The following is a 21,935-nucleotide window of genomic DNA, read 5'->3' on the forward strand; positions in this document are numbered from 1 at the left end:
CGCGGATGTCGGTGGCGATTGACATACTCGAACACATGTTCGAACATGGGCAGATGACAGCCTCCTCCTCCACCCTCTCCGAGGGGACGGCCGAGGCTGCGGAGCCGCTGCTGCGACAGCTCGCCTCGGTGAAGGAGCTGCAGTCGCGCATCCGCGACATGCAGGCGACGACGCTCGAGACGAAGAGCCTGGCCACCCTGCCCGCCTTCGCCGCGGCGCTGCCCGGCGGAACCCTGAAGCAGGGAGCCGCGTACTCCGTCGACGGGTCGCTGAGCCTGGCGATGGGGCTGCTCGCCGGCCCCTCGGCGGAGGGCGCCTGGTGCGGGGTCGTCGGCGTGCCCGAGTTCGGAGCCGAGGCCGCGGCGGGCATCGGCATCGATCTCGAGCGGCTGGTGCTCGTGCCGTCGCCGGCCGAGCACTGGCTCACCGTCACGGCGGCTCTCGTCGACGTCCTCACGGTCGTCCTGACCCGCCCGCCCGCCTCGGTCTCCTCGGCCGACGTCTCCCGACTCGGCGCCCGGCTGCGCCAGCGGGGTGCCGCTCTCGTCGTCCTCGGCGAGTGGCCCCAGGCCGAGGCCCGGCTCAGCATCCGCAGCAACCGGTGGGAGGGGCTCGGGGCCGGCCACGGCTACCTGCGCTCCCGGGAGGCCCTGGTCGATGTGGTCGGTCGAGCCGGCACCCGGGTCCGCACGGTCCGGATGAGCATGCCGGGAGCGGATCCGGCCTTCGGAGTGCTCGACGAGCGCTCGCGCCTGCGAGAGCAGGCGGTCTAGATGGCGACCGCACCCGAGCTGCGCCGCACGATCCTCGTGTGGTGCCCGGACTGGCCGCTGCTCGCCGCAGCGGGAGACGCAGGCCTGCCGCCCGAGGCGCCGCTGGCGCTCACCGAGAGGAGCCGCGTCTTCGCCTGCTCCCCGGCGGCACGCTCCGAGGGCGTGCGACGGGGCATGCGGATCCGCGAGGCGCAGTCGCGCTGCACGGGCCTGACCGTCCTGCCCTACGACCCGGTCCTCGATCACCGCGCCTTCGAACCGCTCGTGCAGGCTCTGGAGGAGATCACGCCCGGTGTCCAGCTGATCCGCCCCGGGCTGTGCGCGATCCGCGCTCGAGGCCCCCGCCGCTACTACGGGAGCGAGCAGTCCGCCGCCGAGGCGATCCTCCGCCGCCTGGCCGGGCTCGGGGTCGAGCGCGCCCGCATCGGCATCGCCGACGGGCTCTTCGCCTCGGAGCTCGCCGCCAAGCACTCGGGTGAGCCGGTCGCGATCGTGGCGGCCGGAGCCACCGCGGAGTTCCTCGCACCGCTGCGCCTAGAGGCGCTCGGCACGGAGGCCGTCGGAGCAGCCGTCGTCCGTGCGAAGCCGGTGCGGGGCGAGGATCTGGTGACGCTCCTGCGCCGGCTCGGGGTGCGCACCCTCGGAGCCTTCGCCGCGCTGCCGGCCGAGGACGTCGCGGCCAGGTTCGGTCCCGAGGGCGCGCGCTCCCACCTCCTCGCCCGAGGAGCCGAGACGGAGGCCGTCGTCCCGCGGCTGCCCCCCGAGAGGCTCGACAGGTTCCTCGAGTTCGAGCCGCCGCTCGACCGCATCGACCAGGCCGCCTTCGCCTTCCGCATCGCGGCGGAGGAGTTCGTCGCGGGCCTCACCCGATCGCAGCTGGTGGCCACGGCGATCCGCATCGACGTCACCAGTGATCGCGGCGAGCTCTCGTCCCGCACCTGGCTGCACCCGCGCTGGTTCACCCCGGGAGACGTCCTCGACCGGGTGCGCTGGCAGCTGCAGGGCAGCGGAGCGATCGACACCGGCCTGCGCTCCCCGATCGCCCGCATCGGAGTCGAGCCCGAGGCCGTCGATGCGATCGGCAACCACGAGCAGGGACTCTGGGGCACCGCCCCCGAGGAGCGGGTCCACCACGGCCTGAGCCGGGTGCAGAGCATGCTCGGGCACGAGGCGGTCGTGACCGCGTCGATCGGGGGCGGCCGGGCGCTCCGCGACCGGCAGCACCTCGTGCCCTGGGGCGATCGGGAGCCCGGGGACGCCCGGCCCAAGGAGCTGCCCTGGCCGGGCTCGCTCCCGCCGCCCCTGCCTCCCACGGTGTTCACCGAGCCCTCCGCGGCCCTGGTGCGCGGCCCGCGGGGCGAGCCCGTGTCGGTGGACGATCGCGGCGCGCTCGTCTCCGTCCCCGTCTACTTCGCGCTCGGGACCTCGCAGGCACGGCTCGAGCCCATCAGCGGCTGGGCCGGCCCCTGGCCCGTGGACGAGCGGTGGTGGGACGCGAGGACGGCCACGCGCTACGACCGGTTCCAGGTCGTCGACGCGACCGGCACCGCCTGGCTCCTGCTCTGCCGCGACGGGGAGTGGGCCGCGGAGGCCCGGTACGACTGACCGCCCTCCTCTCCCCGATCCGCGCTCGACCCCACCTCTCAGAAGGAGCCCCATGGGCTGGAACAACCCGCCGATCCCCTGGTCGGAGTTCGAACGACGCCTCTCCTCGGGGCGCAGGGCCGATGGCAGCCCCGTCCAGGGGGACGGAGGGGACAGCCCCGCGTGGTCGCACAAGCGGCCTGCCTACACGGCGGGCGACGACGTCCGCTCCCCCGATCGGAAGGTGCCCTACGCCGAGCTGCACGCCCACTCCAACTTCAGCTTCCTCGACGGAGCGAACCGACCCGAGCAGCTGGTGGAGGAGGCGGTCCGTCTCGGCATCGACACCCTCGCCCTGACCGACCACGACGGCCTGTACGGGATCGTCCGGATGGCCGAGGCGGCGCAGGGCCACCCCGTCCGGACCGCCTTCGGCGCCGAGCTCTCGCTCGGACTGCGCGCTCCCCAGAACGGCGTCGCGGATCCGGAGGGCTCCCACCTGCTGGTGCTCGCGCGCCGCGAGGAGGGCTACCACCGGCTCGCCCGCGCTCTGACGACGGCTCAGCTCGCCGGCGCCGAGAAGGGCAAGCCCAGCTACGACCTCGAGGAGCTCGCCCGGGCGGCAGGGGGCCACTGGATCGTCCTCACGGGATGCCGGAAGGGCGCTGTGCGCCAGGCGCTGGTCGCGAGCGGGGAATCGGCGGCCGAGGAGGAGGTGCGCGAGCTCGTGCGCCTCTTCGGAGCCGCCAACGTGATCGTCGAGCTGTACGACCACGGCGATCCGCTCGCCTCGCTGCACAACGACCAGCTCGCCGGCATCGCGGAGCGTCTCGGACTGCGGCGGGTGGCGACCGGGAACGTCCACTACGCCCGCCCCGAGGACCGTCCGCTGCAGACCGCGCTGGCGGCCGTCCGAGCACGGCGCAGCCTCGACGAGATGGACGGCTGGCTGCCCGCCGCCGCAGGAGCGCACCTGCGCTCCGGAGCCGAGATGGCCGAGCGGTTCGCGCGCTATCCGGGCTCCGTCGAGACCACGGTCCTCGTGGCCGACGAGATCGCCTTCGAGCTGGGCCGGGTCAGACCCCGGCTCCCCCGCCAGGAGGTCGGGGACGGGCACACGCCGATGAGCTGGCTGCGCGAGCTCGTGCGCCGGGCCGTGCCCGACAAGTACCCGCAGGCCGACTCCGACGTGCTCGACCGGCTCGAGAAGGAGCTGGCGGTCATCGAGGCCAAGGACTTCCCCGGCTACTTCCTGATCGTCCACGACATCGTGCACTTCGCCAAGGGGAAGGGGATCCTCTGCCAGGGCCGCGGTTCGGCCGCGAACTCCGCGGTCTGCTACGTCCTGGGCATCACGGCGGTGGACTCGATCTTCTACGACCTCCCGTTCGAGCGCTTCCTCTCGAGCATCCGCGACGAGGAGCCCGACATCGACGTCGACTTCGACTCGGAACGGCGCGAGGAGGTCATCCAGCACGTCTACGAGAAGTACGGCCGGCTGAACGCCGCACAGGTGGCCAACGTCATCACCTACCGGCCCAAGTTCGCCGTCCGCGACATGGCGAAGGCCCTGGGCTACAGCCCGGGCCAGCAGGACGGCTGGTCGAAGCAGGTCGAGTCCTGGGGCGCGATCGTCGAGAGCACCGACCACGACATCCCCGACGACGTCGTCGCCCTCGCCACCCGCGTCCTCGGCGCGCCGCGGCACCTCGGGATCCACTCAGGAGGCATGGTCCTCACCGACCGCCCGGTGGGCGAGGTGTGCCCGATCGAGCCTGCGCGGATGGAGAAGCGGACCGTGCTGCAGTGGGACAAGGACGACTGCGCCTGGATGGGCCTCGTCAAGTTCGACCTGCTCGGTCTCGGGATGCTCGCCGCCCTGCAGTACACCTTCGACCTCGTCGCCGAGCACGTCGGCGAGAAGTGGGACCTCTCCACCATCCCTCGGGAGGAGAAGGGCGTCTACGACCAGCTCTGCCGCGCCGACTCGATCGGGGTGTTCCAGGTCGAGAGCCGCGCCCAGATGGGCACCCTGCCCCGGCTGCAGCCGCGCCGCTTCTACGATCTGGTGATCGAGGTCGCCCTGATCCGTCCCGGACCCATCCAGGGCGGAGCGGTGCACCCCTACATCCGGCGCAAACTCGGCGAGGAGCCGGTGACGTACCAGCACCCCCTCCTCGTCACCCCTCTCAAGCGCACCCTGGGCGTCCCGCTCTTCCAGGAGCAGCTCATGCAGGTGGCCGTCGCGGTGGGCGACTGCAACGCCGAGGACGCCGACCTCCTGAGGCGGGCCATGGGGTGCAAGAGGGGCACGGAGAAGATCGAGACCCTGCGCGAGCGGCTCTACCAGGGCATGGAGCGCAACGGCATCACCGGCGAGGTGGCCGACGACATCTACACCCGGATCCAGGCGTTCGCGAACTTCGGCTTCGCCGAGAGCCACGCGATCAGCTTCGCCCTGCTCGTCTACGCGAGCGCATGGCTGCGGCTCCACTACCCGGCGGCGTTCACTGCGGCTCTGCTCCGCGCGCAGCCGATGGGGTTCTACGCTCCGCACACCCTCGTCGCCGACGCCCGGCGGCACGGGGTGCGCGTCGAGTCCCCCGACGTGAACCGGTCGCTCCCGCACCCCGGGCTCGAGGCGGCGGAGGAGGCACCGCGCCCCCGACGTCGCGGGGCGGCGTACGGCCGTGAGGAGTGCCTCTCGCCCCACCAGCCGCCGACCGGCCTCTTCGACGGGTCGGAGCACTTCGACACCGACGACCACCGCCGCGACGCGCACTTCGTCATCCGCCTCGGGCTGGCCGGTGTGAAGGGCATCGGGGACGCCCTCGCCGAGCGCATCGTGGCCGAGCGCGAGCGGGGAGGCGCGTACGCGAGCATGTCCGACCTCTCGCGGAGGGTGGGGGCGAACGCGACCCAGCTCGAGGCGCTCGGCGCCGCGGGGGCGTTCGACTCCCTCGGGCTCGATCGTCGCCAGGCCCTCTGGGAGGCCGGGACGGCCGCCTCGGACCGCGAGGAGTTCCTCGCGGGATCGGTGGTCGCGGTCCAACCGCCGCTGCTGCCGATGCTCTCGGCGCAGGAGCGTGTCGTCTTCGACTTCTGGGCGACCGGCGTCTCGCCCGACGACCATCCGCTCCGCCACCTCCGCCCCGATCTGCAGGCTCGTGGAGCCCGCTCGACGGCCGACCTGCCCGGCACCTCCTCCGGGACGCGGATCGAGGTCGCCGGGGTGGTGATCCACCGCCAACGTCCCTCCACAGCCGGTGGAGTGACCTTCATGAACCTCGAGGACGAGCACGGGATCCTCAACGTGATCTGCTCCGTCGGAGTATGGAACCGCTACCGGCGCATCGCCCGGGAAGCGCCCGCCCTGCTCGTCCGCGGAATCCTCGAGCGCTCCCGGGAAGGCGTCACCAACCTGATCGCCGACCGCTTCGAACCCCTCTCGGTCGGCGCTCGAACGACCTCCCGCAACTTCCGATGACCACCGGCACCCGGCGACGACCGCTCCCGCGATCGCGCGCTCCACGAGAAAGCGATCCCATGACGACCACCCACTCCGCCGGCCCGCTCCCGCACCTGGACGCGCCGCTGCTCGACGACAGGGATCTGCGCGAGCGGGTCTCCTCGCTGATCGGCCCGGCCTACCGCCGAGCCCTCTGGCCGATCCTCCTCGACCGCGAGGGCTTCCAGCTGCCGATCCTCTACCCCGTCGACGGGCTCCCCGTGCACCCCGACGAGGCGCGCACCGAGAGGATCGTGGCGACGCTCGCCAAGGCGGTCGCCCATCAGGAGGTCGGCTCGCTCGCCTTCGCGCTCGAACGGCCGGGCCGGGCCTTCCTCGGCGAGACCGATCGGGTGCTCGCCCGCTACCTGGCCGCCGCGTGCCACCGCCGCGCCATCCCGCTCCGAGCGCTGCTGCTCGTGCACGACGACGGCGTGCGCGTCGTCGCCGCCGCGGAGTACACGGCATCGCAGCGCTGACCGCCCGACGACGGAGGGACGGCCCGCCGCGAGGCGAGCCGTCCCTCCGGGAGCCCGACGGTTCGAGGAACCGCGGATCAGTCCGCGGTCGTGAGGGTGATCAGCAGCGACGAGGCGCCCAGATCGACCTCGGTGTCGCCCGGCTGCGCCGCGTACTCGCCGACGCCCAGGAGCGACTCGGCGACCTCGGGCAGCGGCACGCGGGTCGCCGCGTCGCCGACGTTGATCGCGATCGTCACCCGGCCGCGGCCCAGAGTCAGCCAGCGCTGCTCCTCATCGAAGTCGACGACGAGCGAGCCGAACCGCGGGTCGGTCAGCTCGGGGAACCGACGGCGCAGAGCGCCGAGCTCGCGGTAGACGCCGAGGATCCGGGCGTGGCGCCCCTCCTGGGCCTCGGACCAGTCGAGCCGGGATCGGGTGAAGGTCTCGGGGTCCTGCGGGTCGGGAACGACCTCGGGGTCCCAGCCCATCTTCGCGAACTCCGCGATGCGGCCCTTCGCCGTCGCCTCGCCCAGGTCCTTCTCGGGGTGCGAGGTGAAGAACTGCCAAGGAGTCGATGCGGCCCACTCCTCGCCCATGAAGAGCATCGGAGTGAACGGGCCCAGCAGGGTGAGCGCCGCAGCGATCGCGAGCCGGCCCTCGTCGAGGGTCGCCGTGAGCCGGTCGCCGATCGCCCGATTGCCGATCTGGTCGTGGTTCTGGCTGCAGACCACGAGGCGCCACGCGGGCATCCGCTCGGTGTCGATCGGCCGACCGTGGTGACGGCCTCGGAAGGTCGAGAGGGTGCCGTCGTGGAAGAACCCGCGGGTCAGCACCTTCTCGAGGGATCCGAGCGGGGCGAAGTCCTCGTAGTAGCCGGTGGTCTCGCCGGTCAGGGCGACGTGCACCGCGTGGTGGAAGTCGTCGCTCCACTGGGCGTCGAGACCGTAGCCGCCCGCCTCGCGCGGAGTGATCAGCGTCGGATCGTTGAGGTCGGACTCGGCGATCAGGGTGAGCGGGCGTCCCACGTGCGCCGAGAGGACCGCCACCTCGGACGCCATCTCCTCGAGCACGTGCACCGCCCGCTCGTCCACGAGCGCGTGGACCGCGTCCAGCCGCAGCGCGTCGACGTGGTAGTCGCGCAGCCACATCAGCGCGTTGTCGATGATGTAGCCGCGGACGACGTCCGAGCCCTCACCGTCGAGGTTGACGGAGCTGCCCCACGTGTTGGCCTTCTCGTTCTTGAGGTAGGGGCCGAACTCGGGGAGGTAGTTGCCACTGGGGCCGAGGTGGTTGTAGACCACGTCCTGGATCACGCCCATGCCGGCGCGGTGGGCCGCGTCGACGAAGCGCTGGTACGCCTCCGGTCCCCCGTACGGCTCGTGGACGGCGTACCAGAGCACACCGTCGTAGCCCCAGTTGTGCGTGCCGTTCACCGCGTTGACGGGCAGGATCTCGATGAAGTCCACACCCAGCGAGCGCAGGTGGTCGAGCTTGCCCGCCGCGGCGTCCAGCGTCCCCTCGGGGGTGAACGTGCCGATGTGCAGCTCGTAGATCACCGCTCCGGCCAGCTGGCGGCCCGTCCAGGCGCCGTCCTGCCACGCGTGCACGGCGGGGTCGTAGGTGCGCGACAGCTCGTGCACCCCGCCGGGCTGGCGTCGCGAGCGCGGGTCCGGGTACGGGCCGGAACCGTCGATGCGGTAGCCGTAGTCGACCTCACCGGCGGGAGCGGAGCCGGAGACTCGCCACCAGCCCTCCTGACCCCTCCTCGTCATCGCGACGGGGTCGCCGCCCTCGATCACGAGCTCGACGGTCGAGGCCTCGGGGGCCCAGACGTCGAAGCGGTCCGGCCCGGCGGTGGCGAGGGCGTAGCGGTAGGGGGTCGTACTGATCACGGGGAGCTCCTGAGCGGGTCGGGCAGACGGGAGGTGGGGCGCCGGCCGGGGCGGAGAGCCCCGGCCGGAGGGTCAGACGACCGGGACGAGCAGCGCGACCGGGAGTCCGCCGCCGAGGATCTCGGCGACGGGAGTGGTGCCTCCCGCGAAGGTGCGCCCGGTGAGCAGGTCCTGCACGGGGTGCCCCGGCAGCACGAGCACGGTCCCGCCCCAGCCGCCGGCCTGCTCGAGGCCGTGCGGGAGCCGCGTGGCGACGGTCAGGGCGCCTCCGCGATCGAAGGCGATGACGTTCTCCCGTGCCTCCCCGATGGCGAAGACCGGGGCGTAGCGCGTGAACAGCTCCGGACGGTCGCGGCGCAGCCGCAGCGCGCGAGAGGTGACGAGCAGCTTCGCCGCGCCCTCCCGGTCGATCCCGGGGACCCACCCTCCGTCGATCCGCTCGAGCAGGGAGCGCCGCTCGGCGAAGTCGACCGGACGGCGGTTGTCCGGATCGACGAGGGAGGTCTCCCAGAGCTCGCTGCCCTGGTAGACGTCCGGGATCCCGGGCGCCGTCAGCTGCACGAGCTTGGCCGAGAGGCTGTTCGACCAGCCCGTCGCCTGCACGCGGGCGACGGTCTCCTCGATCAGACGGCGGACCTCGGCGTCGTCGAACGCGGCGTCGACCGCCGCGTGCATCCGCTTCTCGAACGCCTCGTCGGGAGCGGTCCACTTCGTCGAGCTGCCCGCCTCGCGGGAGGCCTTCTCGGCGTACGCGTGCAGCCGCTCGCGCGACGCGGGCCACGACCCGACGATCGCCTCCCAGAGGAGGTGCTCGACGGGTCCGTCGCCGAATCCGACCAGCGAGTGCAGCGATCGCAGGGTCCCGGCCCAGACCTCGGGCTCCTCCGCGAGGGCCGTGATGCGCGCCCTCGTGTCCTCGCCCCGCTTCGTGTCGTGCGTCGAGAGGGTGGTGAGCGACGCCGGGAACGAGGCCTGGCGCACGCCCTGACGGCGGTGGAACTCCTCGAGCTCGATGGAGAACTCGTCGGGGTCCGCTCCGACCTCGTTCAGCGACGTGAGCCGGCTGTACCGGTAGAAGGCCGTGTCCTCGACGCCCTTGGCCATCACCATGCCGGAGGTCTGCTGGAAGCGCACGGAGACGGGAGTGCCGGTCTCGCCGAGCAGCTCCGCGACTCGATCGATCGTGCGGGCGATCTCCGGGCGCCGGTGCACGGCGTCGACTCGGGCGTGCTCGAGGTGCTCCGCTCCGTACGGCAGGTAGCTGCGGTACACCGGGAACGTCGCGAGCAGCTCGGCGATCGCGTCGTCCGCCCCGTCGACCTCGGGGATCAGTCGGGCGAGCCGCAGGACCTCGGAGCGGAGGATCCCGTCCGCGATGCCGCGCTTGGTGTCGTGGATCAGATCGGCCCAGACGACGGGCGAGCCGCCGCCGCCGAGCTCCGCGTCCAGACCCTCCAGCACGTGCCGCGAGTCGGCGTCGACGAGGATCCGATCGATGTCGGCGAGGGCGTCGTAACCGGTCGTGCCCACCGTCGCCCAGTGCGCCGGAAGGGTCTCGTCGCCCTCGAGGATCTTCTCGACCCACACCGGCGCTCCGCCGATGGCGCGAGCGAGGTCGTCGAGGTACCCGCCCGGGTCGGCGAGGCCGTCCGGGTGATCGACCCGCAGGCCGTCGGCCAGTCCCTCGGTGAACCAGCGGACGATCTCGCGGTGCGAGGCGTCGAACACCTCGGGTCGTTCGACGGTGATGGCGGCGAGGGTGTTCACCGCGAAGAAGCGGCGGTAGTTGAGCTCCGCGTCCGCTCGGCGCCAGTTCACCAGCTCGTAGCTCTGACGCTCGTGCACCACGCGACCGGAGTCGCCGGGCTCGGCGGTGCCGGGCGCGATCGGCAGGCGGTTCTCGTAGTAGTGCAGCTCGTCGCCGACGACCTCGAGGGCGTCGAGCTCGCTGTCGCTGTCGCCCTCGCTCGCGCCGTCACCCAGGATCGGGACGCGCAGCCTGCCCTCGCCCGCCTCCCAGTCGATGTCGAACGCGGTCGCGTAGCGGGACGACTTCCCGTTCTTCAGCAGGTCCCACCACCAGGAGTTCTCGCTCGGCGTCGCGACGCCCATGTGGTTCGGCACGATGTCGATGAGGACGCCGAGTCCCTCGGCCTTGGCGGCGGCCGCGGCGCGGGCCAAGCCCTCGCCTCCGCCCCGCGCCGGGTCGACCTGCGAGTGGTCGACGACGTCGTAGCCGTGGTCGGAGCCGGGCTCGGCCGTCAGCAGCGGGGAGAAGTAGAGCCAGTCGGCGCCGAGCGAGCGCACGTAATCGGCGATCTGCGCCGCCTCGTCGAGATCGAAGCCGGAGCGGATCTGGAGTCGGTAGGTCGAAGCGGGCAGTCGCACGTCAGGCTCCTGTCGAAGAGGCGGTCGCGGAGTCGGTCGACTCCGCGTGGGGGCTGGTGGTCCCGACGATCGGGATCGCCGAGGTGGCGGCGAGCGAGGCGAGGGAGGCGGCGACGGAGTGGTCGACCTCGGGCTCGGGCGCGCTGTGCTCCTGGAGGATCACGAGCGACTTCGCCTGGACGGTCAGCATCGCCCCCGCCGGACGCGGCACGGAGTCGGCCTCGGCGCCCGCCGTGTCGACGAGCACCGCCCACGCCAGCGCGTACTCGTCGCTCGGGACCCTGAACTCGACGTCGACGTCATCGGCGTTGAAGTAGAGGAGGAAGCTGTCGTCGGTCACGGGCTGGCCGCGCTCGTCGCGCTCGCGGATGCCGTTGCCGTTGAGGTAGATGCCCACCGAGCGGTCCAGACCGGAGTCCCAGTCCGACGGGCTCATCTCGGTGCCGTCCGACTTGAACCAGACGATGTCGGGCAGCGGCTCCTCGGAGCCGCGCAGCACGGGGCGCCCGTCGAAGAAGCGGCCGCGTCGGAAGGTCGGGTGCTCGGCGCGGAGGCGGATCAGCGCCGCCGTGAACTCCAGCAGCGGGCGGTCGGCGGTCGACCAGTCGATCCAGGTCAGCTCGCTGTCCTGGGCGTAGGTGTTGTTGTTGCCGTTCTGAGTGCGCCCGAGCTCGTCGCCGTGCAGGATCATCGGGACGCCCTGCGAGATGAGCATGGTCGCCAGGAAGTTGCGCTGCTGCCGCGCGCGCAGGCCGAGCACGGTCGGGTCGTCGGTGGGGCCCTCGACGCCGTGGTTCCACGAGCGGTTGTGGGACTCGCCGTCGTTGCCGTCCTCCCCGTTCGCCTCGTTGTGCTTCTCGTTGTACGAGACCAGGTCGCGCAGGGTGAAGCCGTCGTGAGCGGTGACGAAGTTGATCGACGCGACCGGGTAGCGGCCCGAGCGGGCGTAGAGGTCGGCCGATCCCGTGAGGCGCGAGGCGAACTCGCCCATCGTGGAGGGCTCCCCGCGCCAGAAGTCGCGCACGGTGTCGCGGTACTTTCCGTTCCACTCCGTCCACTGCGGGGGGAAGTTGCCCACCTGGTACCCGCCGGGGCCGACGTCCCAGGGCTCGGCGATGAGCTTCACCTGCGAGACCACCGGGTCCTGCTGCACGAGCTCGAAGAAGGTGGAGAGGCGGTCGACGTCGTAGAACTCGCGGGCGAGCGCCGACGCGAGGTCGAAGCGGAACCCGTCGACGCGCATCTCGGTGACCCAGTAGCGCAGGGAGTCCATGATCAGCTGGAGCGAGTGCGGGTGCCGGACGTTGAGGGTGTTCCCCGTGCCGGTGTAGTCCATGTAGTAGCGCTTGTCGTCGTCGACGAGGCGGTAGTACGCCTCGTTGTCGATCCCGCGGAAGGACAGCGACGGACCGAGGTGGTTGCCCTCGGCGGTGTGGTTGTACACCACGTCGAGGATGACCTCGATGCCGGCCGCGTGCAGAGCGCGCACCATGCTCTTGAACTCCTGGACCTGCTGGCCCTGGTCGCCCGTGGAGGAGTAGGTGTTCTGCGGCGCGAAGAAGCCGATGGTGTTGTAGCCCCAGTAGTTCGACAGCCCCTTCTCGATCAGCGTCGAGTCGTTGACGAACTGGTGCACGGGCATCAGCTCGATCGCCGTGATGCCCAGGTGCTTGAGGTGCGCGATGACCGCGGGGTGCGCGACGCCCGCATAGGTGCCGCGCAGCTCCTCCGGGATGTCGGGGTGGCTCTTCGTGAGCCCCTTCACGTGCGCCTCGTAGATGACCGTGCGGTCGTACGAGATGCGGGGACGGCGGTCGCCTGCCCAGTCGAAGAACGGGTTGATGACGACGCCCATCATCATGTGCGGCGCCGAGTCCTCGTCGTTCGTCGAGTCGGGGTCGCCGAAGGTGTACGAGAAGAGCGACTGGTCCCAGTCGATCTCGCCCGCGACGGCCTTCGCGTAGGGGTCGAGCAGCAGCTTGTTGGGGTTGCAGCGCTGGCCGGCAGCCGGGTCGTACGGACCGTGGATGCGGTAGCCGTACTTCTGGCCGGGCTGCACCTGCGGCAGGTAGCAGTGCCAGACGTAGGCGTCCGACTCGAGCACGTCGACTCGCGTCTCGGTGCCGTCGTCGTCGAAGAGGCAGAGCTCGACGCGATCGGCGATCTCGCTGAAGAGAGCGAAGTTCGTGCCGCTTCCGTCGAAAGTGGCGCCCAAGGGGTAGGCGGTTCCGGGCCAGGTCTCCACGAGACTCCTCTGGGGTGTGGTCTCGGGCGATCCGGATGAGGCCGTCGTTCGGTCCGCGGATGCCCGACGTCGGGGGTGATGGTCCATCACCTTCGCGACGGACCGACTGCCCACCTTAGCGAGGGCCTCCTCCGGCTCAGCCGGGAGGCCCGGGTCGGCGGGGCTCACAGGTCGCCGTCCCGGCTCGCGATCTGCGCCGCGGAGCGCGGGCTCGACGGTCGGATCGGGAGCAGCGGCGAGGTCACGCTTGGAACAGTACGGGCGGCACCGATCCTGCCGGAGGGGCTGGCGCAGCGCCCGGATGATCGGCTAGCGAGGCGCTCCGGATCAGTGCGAGCCGATCCTGCGCCGCAGGAGGTCGATGCGGGCCTGCAGCTGCGTCACGCTGGCCTGCGCGACCGCCGGGCCGCCGCAGAGCCGTCGCAGCTCGGTGTGGACCTGCCCGTGGGTCTCCCCCGTGTTGCGGGCCCACAGCCCCACCAGCGAGTTGAGGAGGCTCCGCTGCTCCTTGAGCGTGCGGTAGAGCGGGGCCGGGATCTCGCTCTCCTTCGCCTCCGGTGCGGCAGCGGCCGCTCCCGGCCGCGTTCCTGCGCGCTTCGCCTGGCGCTGCTGGCGGTGCTGCAGGAGCTCGCGCACCTGATCCGGCTCGAGGAGCCCCGGCAGGCCGATGAAGTCGAGCTCCTCCTCGCTCTCGACCTCGACCTCCATGCCGAACTCGGCGCCCTCGTAGACGACGCGGTCGAAGGTCGCGGCGGAACCGAGCGACTCGAAGCGCCCCTCCTCGAGGAGCTCGGAGGACGCCTTCTCCTGCCGCTCGGCGTCGGCCATCAGGTCGGCCTCGGGGTACTCCTCGTCGTCCGAGCTCTTGCGGTCCAGCGCGTGGTCGCGCTGCTGCTCCATCGAGCTCGCCAGCGCCAGCAGGCCCGGCACGTTGGGGAGGAAGATCGACGCGGTCTCGCCGCGGCGGCGGGCTCGCACGAACCGGCCGATCGCCTGGGCGAAGAACAGCGGAGTCGAGGCCGACGTCGCGTACACGCCGACCGCGAGTCGCGGCACGTCGACGCCCTCCGACACCATGCGCACGGCGACCATCCACCGGCTCGTGCCCTTCGAGAACTCCTCGATCCGGTCGCTCGCCTCCTTCTCGTCCGACAGGACGACGGTCACGGGCTCGCCGCTGATCTCGCGGAGCATCGCGGCGTAGGCGCGGGCCGCGTAGTGATCGGTCGCGATGACCAGTCCGCCGGCGTCGGGGATCGCCCGGCGCACCTCGCTCAGCCGCGTATTGGCGGCCCGCAGCACCGAGGGGATCCAGTCGCCCTTGGGGTCCAGCGCCGTCCGCCAGGCCTGCGAGGTGATGTCCTTCGTGTTGCCCTCGCCCAGCCGCGCCTCCATCTCGTCGCCTGCCTTCGACTTCCAGCGCATCTGCCCGGCGTAGACCATGAACAGGACGGGACGGACGACTCCGTCGGCGAGCGCGCGGCCGTAGCCGTAGGCGTAGTCCGTCAGGGAGGTGCGGATGCCCTCCTCGTCGGGGAGGTAGCTGACGAAGGGGATCGGCGCGGTGTCGGAGCGGAACGGCGTGCCCGTCAGGGAGAGCCGGCGCACCGCGGGCTCGAAGGCCTCGCGGATCGCGTCGCCCCAGCTGAGCGCGTCTCCGCCGTGGTGGACCTCGTCGAGGATCACGAGGGAGCGACCCGAGAGCGTGAGTTCGCGATGCAGCTCGGGGCGGACCGCGATCTGGGCGTACGTCACGGCGACGCCGTGGTAGTGCCGGGCGTGGCGCCCCATCCTGTTCGTGAAGGTGGGGTCGAGCCGGATGCCGACCCGGTGCGCGGCCTCGGCCCACTGGCGCTTGAGGTGCTCGGTCGGCGCGACGACCGTGATGCGGTCGACCGTGCGGTTGTGCAGGAGTTCGGCCGCGAGGCGGAGCGCGAAGGTCGTCTTGCCGGCGCCCGGCGTCGCCGCGGCGAGGAAATCGCGCGGCTCGGTCTGGAAGTAGGCCTCGAGGGCCTCCGCCTGCCACGCGCGGAGCTTGTTCGCCGTGCCCCACGGAGCGCGTCCGGGGAACGACGGGGACAGGTGCTCCGCAGCGGAGGTGCCGACCTGATGACCGAAGCTCGAGGGACTGTTCACGTGCGCCAACGCTAGCCGACGGCACCGACACCGGCTCCCCGACCGCGCGATCGAGCGCCGCACGGCGCGGTCGGCGGGCGTGTCGTGATCGTCCGCACGACGGATCCCGCCGCACTGGCGCCGGAGCAGAATGGAGGGATGGTCGAGCAGCGTCATCCGTGGTCCCGCTACGTCGCCCTCGGCGACTCCTTCACCGAGGGGATCGGCGATCCCGAACCCGCGAGCCCCGGCGGACACCGCGGCTGGGCCGACCGGGTGGCCGAGGTCCTCGGCAGCCAGGTCGACGACTTCGCCTACGCCAACCTCGCCGTCCGGGGGAAGCTGCTGCAGCAGATCCTCGACGAGCAGATCGAGCCGGCGCTGGAGCTGCGCCCCGACCTGATCACCATCTCCGCAGGCGGCAACGACGTCATCCGCCCGGGGACCGACCCCGACGACATCGCGTCGCGCTTCGAGGCGGGGCTCGCCCGCCTGCGCTCGGACGACGCCACCGTGGTGCTCTTCACGGGCGTCGACGTCGGCTTCTCCCCCGTCTTCGGGCGGATCCGCGGCAAAGTGGCGATCTACAACGAGAACCTGCGCGCTCTCGCGAAGCGCTACGACTGCATCGTCGCCGACCAGTGGTCGCTCCAGGAGATCCAGGACGTGCGGATGTGGGCGCCCGACCGCCTGCACCTCAATCCGCACGGTCACCACGAGGTCGCGCGGATGGTCCTCAACGCGCTCGCCGTCGAGAACTCCCTGAGGCCCCTCGCGCCCGAGCCGCTGCCGACGCCCACCTGGCGCGCCGCACGGACGGAGGACGTCAAGTGGGCGAGGGAGTACCTCGTCCCGTGGGTGCTGCGCCGGGTGCGGCACCAGTCCTCGGGAGACTTCATCACGGCCAAGCGGCCGTCGGCCGAGCCCTACCGCGCCGGTGCCGACCGGGCGCAGCCGGCTCCCTCGGCCCCGGGCACCGCCGCCCCCGGCAACGCGACGCCGGAGCAGGTCGCCGCCGACATCGCGACCGCCGGTGTCCGCATCGTCGTCGACGGAGTCGACTAGCCGAGCAGCTCGGCCGGGTGCGTCAGGCGCCAGCCGAATCCGGGGTCCTCGATCGCGCCGTCGGCCACGAGGGGCAGCTCGTACGGCGTGCCGTCGACCTCGACGGTGACGGTCCCCACGCTCGATCCGTCCTCGACGGTGTCGAGCGGATCGAGGGCGACGGTCGTGCTCGTCGTCGCGGCGCCCCAGGTCAGGACGGACCGCGCCTCGGCGGTCTCGGCGACGGCCGAGTCGCCCCAGAGGCTCGTGTACGAGCCGAAGTCCTGCCCCTCCGTCGTCAGCGGCACCGTGCGGAAACCCGCCTCGACGCTCGGGAGCAGCGTCAGGACGTCGGCGGCGAGCTGAGGATGGGTGCGCGCACCCACGACCACCCCGACGAGGGTGACCGGCTGACCCTCGACCGTCGTGTCGACCGAGAACAGCAGGCAGGACCCCGCCTCGTCCGTCGTCCCGGTCTTGATCCCGTCCACTCCCCCGCGGCCGAGCAGGGTATTCGTGTTCTCGATCGTGCCCACTCCCGGGATGTCCGCGGTGGGCAGGGCGACGATCGGCGCCAGCACCGGATCGGCGACCAGCAGCTCGCCCAGCCGCACCATGTCGGCGGTCGTGCTCACCGTGTCCGGGGAGAGCCCGCTCGTGTCGGTGACAACGGTGCGGGTGAGGCCCTGCCCGTCGAGCCAGGTGCGCGCGGCGGCGAGGTACGCCTCCTCCGATCCGAACGCCCAGATCGCCAGCGACTTCGAGTAGTTGTTGGCGGAGGGGAGCATCAGCACCGTCAGAGCCTCGCGCTGCGTCAGCTCGAGGCCCGCCGACACCGGTGCGACCGAGCCGTTCTCGGCCAGGGACTCGGCGTAGTAGCCGACGTCCGCGTCGGTGAAGGTGATCGTCTCCCCGTCGGTCCCCTCGGCGATCGGCTTCGCCGCGAGGATCACGAGCGCCGTGACGACCTTGGCGATGCTGCCCGTCGGCACGGGTTCGGTGGAGCCGTAGCGTGCGAGGACGCCGTCCTCCTCCGCACCGTCGAAGCCGAGCGCGGTGATCGCTCCCGAGCCGTACGACGGCCAGGCGAGGGCGGGAGCATCGAGCACCGCCGGGGACGTCCGTGCCACCAGTGCGGTGGCCTCGGGCAGATCGGCGCTCGCCGCCGTGGCCGCGTAGGCCCCGCCACCGCCGACGAGGACCGCTGCGAGCACGGCGCCCACGATCGCGCCCGGGCGCATCCGGCGGCGAGGTGCGGGGGCGGGAGGCGCCGGGTTCTCCGCCTCCACTGCTCCGAAGACGTCGAGCGGCGAGTTGTCGGGTCGCGTCGGGGGAGCTCACCCCGTCATCGTAGGCGGGGCGCGCTGCGCTGCCGGGGACCCCGCCGGGGCGGTCGCGACTCAGCGTCCGCCCGGTCGCGTCAGCGCCCAGAGCGCCACCGCGCCCGCGGAGGCCACGTTGAGCGAGTCGACCCCGTGCAGCATCGGGATCGTGACGACGGTGTCCGCCGCGTCGAGCGCCGCGCGGCTCAGCCCGTCGCCCTCGGCTCCGAGCACGACGGCCACCCGCTCGGGCCGCCCGGCCGCGTACACGTCCAACGGCACCGCGTCGGGGGCGAGCGCGAGCGCCGCGATCGAGAACCCCGCCGCCAGCAGCTCCTCGCGCGCCGGTCCCCACTCGGGCGTCCTGGTCCACGGCACCTGCAGCACGGTCCCCATGCTGACCCGGACGCTCCGGCGGTAGAGCGGATCGGCGCAGCGCGGCGTCACGAGGACCGCGTCGGCCCCCATCCCCGCGGCGGCGCGGAACACGGCGCCGACGTTCGTGTGGTCGACGAGGTCCTCCAGGATCACGACGAGCCGCGCGTCCGCGAGCAGCTCGGTCACGGAGGGGAGCACCGGCCGGTGCATCGAGGCCAGCGCCCCGCGGTGCAGGTGGAAGCCCGTGAGCTCCTCGATCATCGCGTCCGGTGCGACGAAGACGGGGACCTCGGGGAAGCGCTCGAGCACCTCCGCAGCGTCCGGCAGCCGCTTCTCCTGGACCAGGACCGACCGCGGACGGTGCCCTGCGTCGAGCGCGCGTCCGATCACCTTCGACGACTCCGCGATGTAGAGGCCGCCCTCCGGCTCCAGCACCCGCCGCAGGGCGACATCGGTCAGCCGGTGGTAGTCGGCGAGGAGGGCGTGGTCGAGGTCCGCGATGTGCACGATCGGCATCCCGGCACCCTAGGGCACCGGGGCGCTCTAGACTTCGAGACGGGCCCGTCGCACTCGCGGGGCCCGCTGACGGGAGGCGCGGATGGAGTCGAGTCCGACACCGGACGCCGACGGCACGCGTGCCGAGGCGATCGAGCAGGCCGTCGAACTCCTCAGCGGACGCCGCATCGCCGCCGTCACGGGGGCGGGCGTCAGCACCGACTCCGGCATCCCGGACTACCGCGGGGCGGGAGCGCCCGTGCGCACTCCGATGACCTACTCGCAGTTCGTCGCCGACCCGGAGTACCGCAAGCGCTACTGGGCGGGCAGCCAGATCGGCTGGCGGCGCTTCACGAGCACCCTGCCCAACGACGGGCACCGCGCGCTCGCGCGCCTGGAGGAGAACGGCGTGCTCACCGGGGTCGTCACGCAGAACGTCGACGGTCTGCACGTGCGCGCCGGGTCGCGTCGCGTGGTCGATCTCCACGGCTCCGCCGACCGGGTGCGCTGCATGACCTGCGGGCAGTACTTCGCCCGAGACGCCGTGGCCGACCGCATCGCCGAGGCGAACCCCTGGCTCGACGACCCCGGAGTGTCCTCCCTCAACCCCGACGGCGACGCCGAGGTCCACGACGTCTCGGCCATGACCGTGCCCGCGTGCACCGTCTGCGGCGGGATCCTCAAGCCGGACATCGTCTTCTTCGGCGAGTTCATCCCGACGGAGCGGTTCCAGGAGGCGCGCGCCATTGTCGCCGGCGCCGACGCCCTCCTCGTGGCCGGCTCGTCCCTGGTCGTCAACTCCGGCATCCGCTTCCTCGAGATCGCCCGTCGCGGCAAGATGCCGATCGTCATCGTCAACCGCGGCACCACCAAGGGCGATTCCCGCGCCGCGATCAAGATCGACGGCGGCACGAGCGAGGTCCTCCGCGCCCTCGCCGACCGCCTGCCCGCCCGCTGACGAGGGCGTCGCCCTCCCCGCTCCTCGAGAGGCTCCCCGTGACCCAGCTCACCCTCGTCCGCCACGGTCAGACCGACTGGAACGCCGCCCGCCGCATCCAGGGCGCCAGCGACATCCCCTTGAACGACACCGGCCGGTCCCAGGCCCGCGCCGCCGCGCGGATCCTGGGCGAGCGCTCCTGGGACGCGGTCGTCTCGAGCCCGCTGCAGCGCGCCCACGAGACCGGCGCGATCATCGCCCGCGGACTCGGACTGCCCGAGCCGGTCGTGGTACCCGGCCTCGCCGAGCGCGCCTACGGCGAGGCGGAGGGGATGACCGGCGACGACCTCCGGGCGCTCTTCCCTGGCGGCATCGAGGGAGCGCGGATCCCCGGCTGCGAGACGCGGTCCGAGGTGGTCGCCCGGGCCACGGAGGCTCTGCTCGAGGTCGCCGAGCGCTTCCCCGACCAACGGGTGATCGTCGCGACGCACGGAGCCGTGATCGGCAGCCTCCTCCGCTCGCTCAGCGAGGACGCTCTGCCGCCCCAGGGCATCACCGTCGGCAACGGCTCGCGGCACGACTTCGCGATCGTCGACGGCGCGCTGCGGATCGTCGCGTTCGACGACTCCGGCGACGTGGTCGTGGTGGACGCCGATCTCGACGACGTGCTCAGCCCGACCGCGGGCTGAGGACCCCGGCTTCAGCGGCGGCCGAGGTCCCTCAGCAGCTCGAAGAGCGTGCGGGCGGACCCCCGCCACGAGTACGCCGCGGCGCGCTCGCGCGAGCGGGCGGATCGCTCCCGCCAGAGCACCGGGTCCTCGAGCGTCCGCACGCCCCGCGCGACGTCCTCGGCGCTCGTGGGATCGACGAGCACCGCGGCGTCTCCGGCGATCTCGCGGAAGATCGGGATGTCGCTCACCACGACCGGTGTGCCGAGCGCCATGGCCTCGACCAGAGGGATCCCGAAGCCCTCGTCCCGGCTCGCGCTCACGAGGGCGCTCGCGCGGGCGAGCACCGACCGGTAGGTGACGTCGTCCGCCCCCTGGTGGAACACCAGCTTCGCGGTCGGAGCGAGCGAGCGAAGCGTCTCGACGGTCTCCTCGCTCGCCCGGCTCATCAGGTGCAGTTCGTAGTCGGGCAGGAGCCGCATGGCGCGGGCCAGCGTCTCGACGTTCTTGTAGGGCATGTACGAGCCCATGTAGACGAGCGAGCGCGCTCCGGAGCGGTCGGGCAGCGAGGCGGCGAGGGCCGCGCTGGCCTCGTCCGGGGCCGACGCGGCGTTGGGAACGACGACGACGGGTCGCGTGGTCAGGCGGTGCTCCCGGATCAGGGTGCGGGTCGTCTCCGACACCGTCACGACGGCGTCCGCGCGCTGCAGGAGCCGGCGCTGCGGCCACCAGGCGAGGTGGTACAGCCGCCACAGTCCCCGCACGGGCAGCGGCAGATCGCGCGGAGGCGTGCGGTGGCGGTAGTAGATGAGGTCGTGGACGGTGAGCACGAGCCGGTAGCGGCGACCGAGCGATCCCATCGTCTGCATCGGCGAGAAGACCACGTCGGGCTTCAGCCGGTTCACGAGCAGCGCGACGAACGGCTCGAACGGGCCCGTCGGGGAGGTCACCCTCTCCCACGGCAGATCGGGCAGCATCGCGAGCTGCCGGCGATCGCTGATCAGCATCGTCACGTCGTGCAGGGCCGACAGCTCGCGCACGAGCTCGGCCGTGTAGCGACTGATGCCGTCGTGGCGCTCGAGGCGGGTGTACCGGCAGTCGACGACGATCCTCATCGGTCGATCCCCTCCTCGAGGGCACGGCGGACGACGGCGGCGGCCTCGTCGGGGGTCTCGTAGTGGATGAGGTGGCCGACGCCGTCGATCACGTGCAGCCGCGCATGGGGCAGCGCCTCGAGGAGCCGGTGCTGCGCGGCGATCGGCGTGATGTCGTCCTGCGCGGCGGCGATGAGCTGCGTCGGCACCGTGATCCGGGCGGCGTACTCGCTCACATCGTGCGAGACGGAGGCGCGGAACGCCTCGAGCACCGTGTCGCGCGACGCGAACGCGCTGAAGTAGCGGTCGTGCTGATCGTGCACGAAGCGCCGCAGAGCCGGCTCCTTCGTCTTCACCATCGAGAGGCTCATGATCCGCACGACGAGCGGATCGCGCAGGAGCCGGTAGCCCAGCGCCCGCGGGAGCACGGCGCCGAGTCGGTAGTAGAGGACGGCGAGCCGCGTGAGCACCCCGCGGGCCCCGCGAGCGCGGGGGCGGAGATCGGGTTCACCAGCACGAGCAGGGGGGTCGGCAGCCCGCCCGCGACGGCGGCGGCCGCGACGATCGAGCCGAAGGAGTGACCGAGCACGACCGCCTCGCCGCGCAGCCCCAGCGCGTCGAGGAACTCCCCGAGCCAGGCCGCGTAGCCGTCGACGTCGTGCGCGTGGGCCGTCATCGGCGGCGAGGCGCCGAAGCCGGGCAGGTCCGGGGCGATCACCCGGACGTCCGCTCCGCCGGCCAGCAGCCGCGCGATCACGGGCTCGAGGCCGTGGTGCTCGCCGCGGAAGCCGTGCACCAGGACGATCACCGTCGCAGCGTCGTCGGAACCGTAGGTCCAGTAGGCGGTGGACGCCCCGGAGACGGCCGCGGAGGCCTCCCGGATCGGGAGTCGTCCGAGGTCGGAGGCGTAGGGCGAAGCGACGGTCATCTCGGTACCCCATCGTAGGCAAAGCTCCCCGAACTTCTCGCCGCAACGCCTTGCGTGGCCGCGATCCGAGCCGGGAGCATGAACACGCGCTCGCATCGCGACG

14 protein-coding genes and 1 pseudogene are annotated in these 21,935 nt (G+C 72.2%); 7 read left to right on the forward strand and 8 right to left on the reverse strand.

Annotated features, from left to right (window positions below; all coding sequences use genetic code 11):
* Positions 1-53 precede the first annotated feature (53 nt).
* Genes AC0CID_RS04030 through AC0CID_RS04045 form a run of 4 tightly spaced genes read left to right on the forward strand, consistent with a single transcriptional unit; the run spans position 54 to position 6,344 of the window.
* Complete coding sequence (locus tag AC0CID_RS04030) at positions 54-773, forward strand: hypothetical protein (RefSeq protein WP_242682756.1); 720 nt, start codon at positions 54-56, stop codon at positions 771-773.
* A complete protein-coding gene (locus tag AC0CID_RS04035) occupies positions 774-2,378 on the forward strand; it encodes a DNA polymerase Y family protein (RefSeq protein WP_465225863.1) in 1,605 nt (534 codons plus the stop codon).
* A gap of 52 nt (positions 2,379-2,430) precedes the next feature.
* Positions 2,431-5,844, forward strand: coding sequence for an error-prone DNA polymerase (locus AC0CID_RS04040; RefSeq protein WP_465225864.1), 3,414 nt, complete (start codon positions 2,431-2,433; stop codon positions 5,842-5,844).
* A gap of 59 nt (positions 5,845-5,903) precedes the next feature.
* Positions 5,904-6,344: a hypothetical protein gene (locus AC0CID_RS04045; RefSeq protein WP_465225865.1), complete on the forward strand. Its 441-nt coding sequence runs from the start codon at positions 5,904-5,906 to the stop codon at positions 6,342-6,344.
* A gap of 77 nt (positions 6,345-6,421) precedes the next feature.
* On the opposite strand, the gene treZ is transcribed toward AC0CID_RS04045, so the two are convergent.
* The 4 genes from treZ to AC0CID_RS04065 form a co-directional block, all read right to left on the reverse strand.
* Positions 6,422-8,218 carry a malto-oligosyltrehalose trehalohydrolase gene (gene treZ, locus AC0CID_RS04050; RefSeq protein ID WP_465225866.1) on the reverse strand — a complete coding sequence of 599 codons (1,797 nt, stop codon included), beginning with the start codon at positions 8,216-8,218 and terminating at the stop codon, positions 6,422-6,424.
* Between the two features lie 72 nt (positions 8,219-8,290).
* A complete protein-coding gene (gene treY / locus AC0CID_RS04055; protein WP_465225867.1) occupies positions 8,291-10,606 on the reverse strand; it encodes a malto-oligosyltrehalose synthase in 2,316 nt (771 codons plus the stop codon).
* A gap of 1 nt (position 10,607) precedes the next feature.
* Positions 10,608-12,851: a glycogen debranching protein GlgX gene (glgX, locus tag AC0CID_RS04060; protein ID WP_207402583.1), complete on the reverse strand. Its 2,244-nt coding sequence runs from the start codon at positions 12,849-12,851 to the stop codon at positions 10,608-10,610.
* Positions 12,852-13,178: 327 nt separating this feature from the next.
* Complete coding sequence (locus AC0CID_RS04065) at positions 13,179-14,987, reverse strand: DEAD/DEAH box helicase (protein ID WP_307786020.1); 1,809 nt, start codon at positions 14,985-14,987, stop codon at positions 13,179-13,181.
* 138 nt (positions 14,988-15,125) lie between these two features.
* Between AC0CID_RS04065 and AC0CID_RS04070 the strand changes: the two genes are divergently transcribed.
* On the forward strand, positions 15,126-16,031 hold the full coding sequence (locus AC0CID_RS04070; RefSeq protein WP_465225868.1) for an SGNH/GDSL hydrolase family protein: 906 nt from the start codon (positions 15,126-15,128) through the stop codon (positions 16,029-16,031).
* On the opposite strand, the gene AC0CID_RS04075 is transcribed toward AC0CID_RS04070, so the two are convergent.
* Together AC0CID_RS04075 and AC0CID_RS04080 are read right to left on the reverse strand one after the other, a co-directional pair.
* Complete coding sequence (locus AC0CID_RS04075; protein WP_465225869.1) at positions 16,028-17,224, reverse strand: D-alanyl-D-alanine carboxypeptidase family protein; 1,197 nt, start codon at positions 17,222-17,224, stop codon at positions 16,028-16,030. The genes AC0CID_RS04070 and AC0CID_RS04075 overlap by 4 nt on opposite strands.
* A gap of 186 nt (positions 17,225-17,410) precedes the next feature.
* Positions 17,411-18,226 carry a TrmH family RNA methyltransferase gene (locus AC0CID_RS04080; RefSeq protein ID WP_465225870.1) on the reverse strand — a complete coding sequence of 272 codons (816 nt, stop codon included), beginning with the start codon at positions 18,224-18,226 and terminating at the stop codon, positions 17,411-17,413.
* Positions 18,227-18,308: 82 nt separating this feature from the next.
* Here AC0CID_RS04080 and AC0CID_RS04085 point away from each other — a divergent pair, with 82 nt between their 5' ends.
* Both AC0CID_RS04085 and AC0CID_RS04090 read left to right on the forward strand, forming a co-directional pair.
* Positions 18,309-19,163 carry a Sir2 family NAD-dependent protein deacetylase gene (locus tag AC0CID_RS04085; protein WP_207402588.1) on the forward strand — a complete coding sequence of 285 codons (855 nt, stop codon included), beginning with the start codon at positions 18,309-18,311 and terminating at the stop codon, positions 19,161-19,163.
* A 38-nt stretch (positions 19,164-19,201) separates the two neighbouring features.
* On the forward strand, positions 19,202-19,831 hold the full coding sequence (locus AC0CID_RS04090; protein ID WP_251942482.1) for a histidine phosphatase family protein: 630 nt from the start codon (positions 19,202-19,204) through the stop codon (positions 19,829-19,831).
* 11 nt (positions 19,832-19,842) lie between these two features.
* On the opposite strand, the gene AC0CID_RS04095 is transcribed toward AC0CID_RS04090, so the two are convergent.
* Entirely contained in the window at positions 19,843-20,925 is a 1,083-nt protein-coding gene (locus AC0CID_RS04095) for a glycosyltransferase family 4 protein (RefSeq protein ID WP_465225871.1), read from the reverse strand.
* Positions 20,922-21,832 (reverse strand): annotated as a pseudogene (locus AC0CID_RS04100) (alpha/beta fold hydrolase). Before AC0CID_RS04100 ends, AC0CID_RS04095 begins: the two are co-directional and overlap by 4 nt.
* Between the last annotated feature and the right edge of the window lie 103 nt (positions 21,833-21,935).

The sequence above is a fragment of the Rathayibacter sp. AC451 genome (genome assembly GCF_979253095.1).

Coding starts and splice junctions, on each gene's coding strand:
- AC0CID_RS04030 (WP_242682756.1), top strand. CDS start 54: ATGACAGCCTCCTCCTCCACCCTCTCCGAGGGGACGGCCGAGGCTGCG.
- AC0CID_RS04035 (WP_465225863.1), top strand. CDS start 774: ATGGCGACCGCACCCGAGCTGCGCCGCACGATCCTCGTGTGGTGCCCG.
- AC0CID_RS04040 (WP_465225864.1), top strand. CDS start 2,431: ATGGGCTGGAACAACCCGCCGATCCCCTGGTCGGAGTTCGAACGACGC.
- AC0CID_RS04045 (WP_465225865.1), top strand. CDS start 5,904: ATGACGACCACCCACTCCGCCGGCCCGCTCCCGCACCTGGACGCGCCG.
- AC0CID_RS04070 (WP_465225868.1), top strand. CDS start 15,126: ATGGTCGAGCAGCGTCATCCGTGGTCCCGCTACGTCGCCCTCGGCGAC.
- AC0CID_RS04080 (WP_465225870.1), bottom strand. CDS start 18,226: ATGCCGATCGTGCACATCGCGGACCTCGACCACGCCCTCCTCGCCGAC.
- AC0CID_RS04085 (WP_207402588.1), top strand. CDS start 18,309: ATGGAGTCGAGTCCGACACCGGACGCCGACGGCACGCGTGCCGAGGCG.
- AC0CID_RS04095 (WP_465225871.1), bottom strand. CDS start 20,925: ATGAGGATCGTCGTCGACTGCCGGTACACCCGCCTCGAGCGCCACGAC.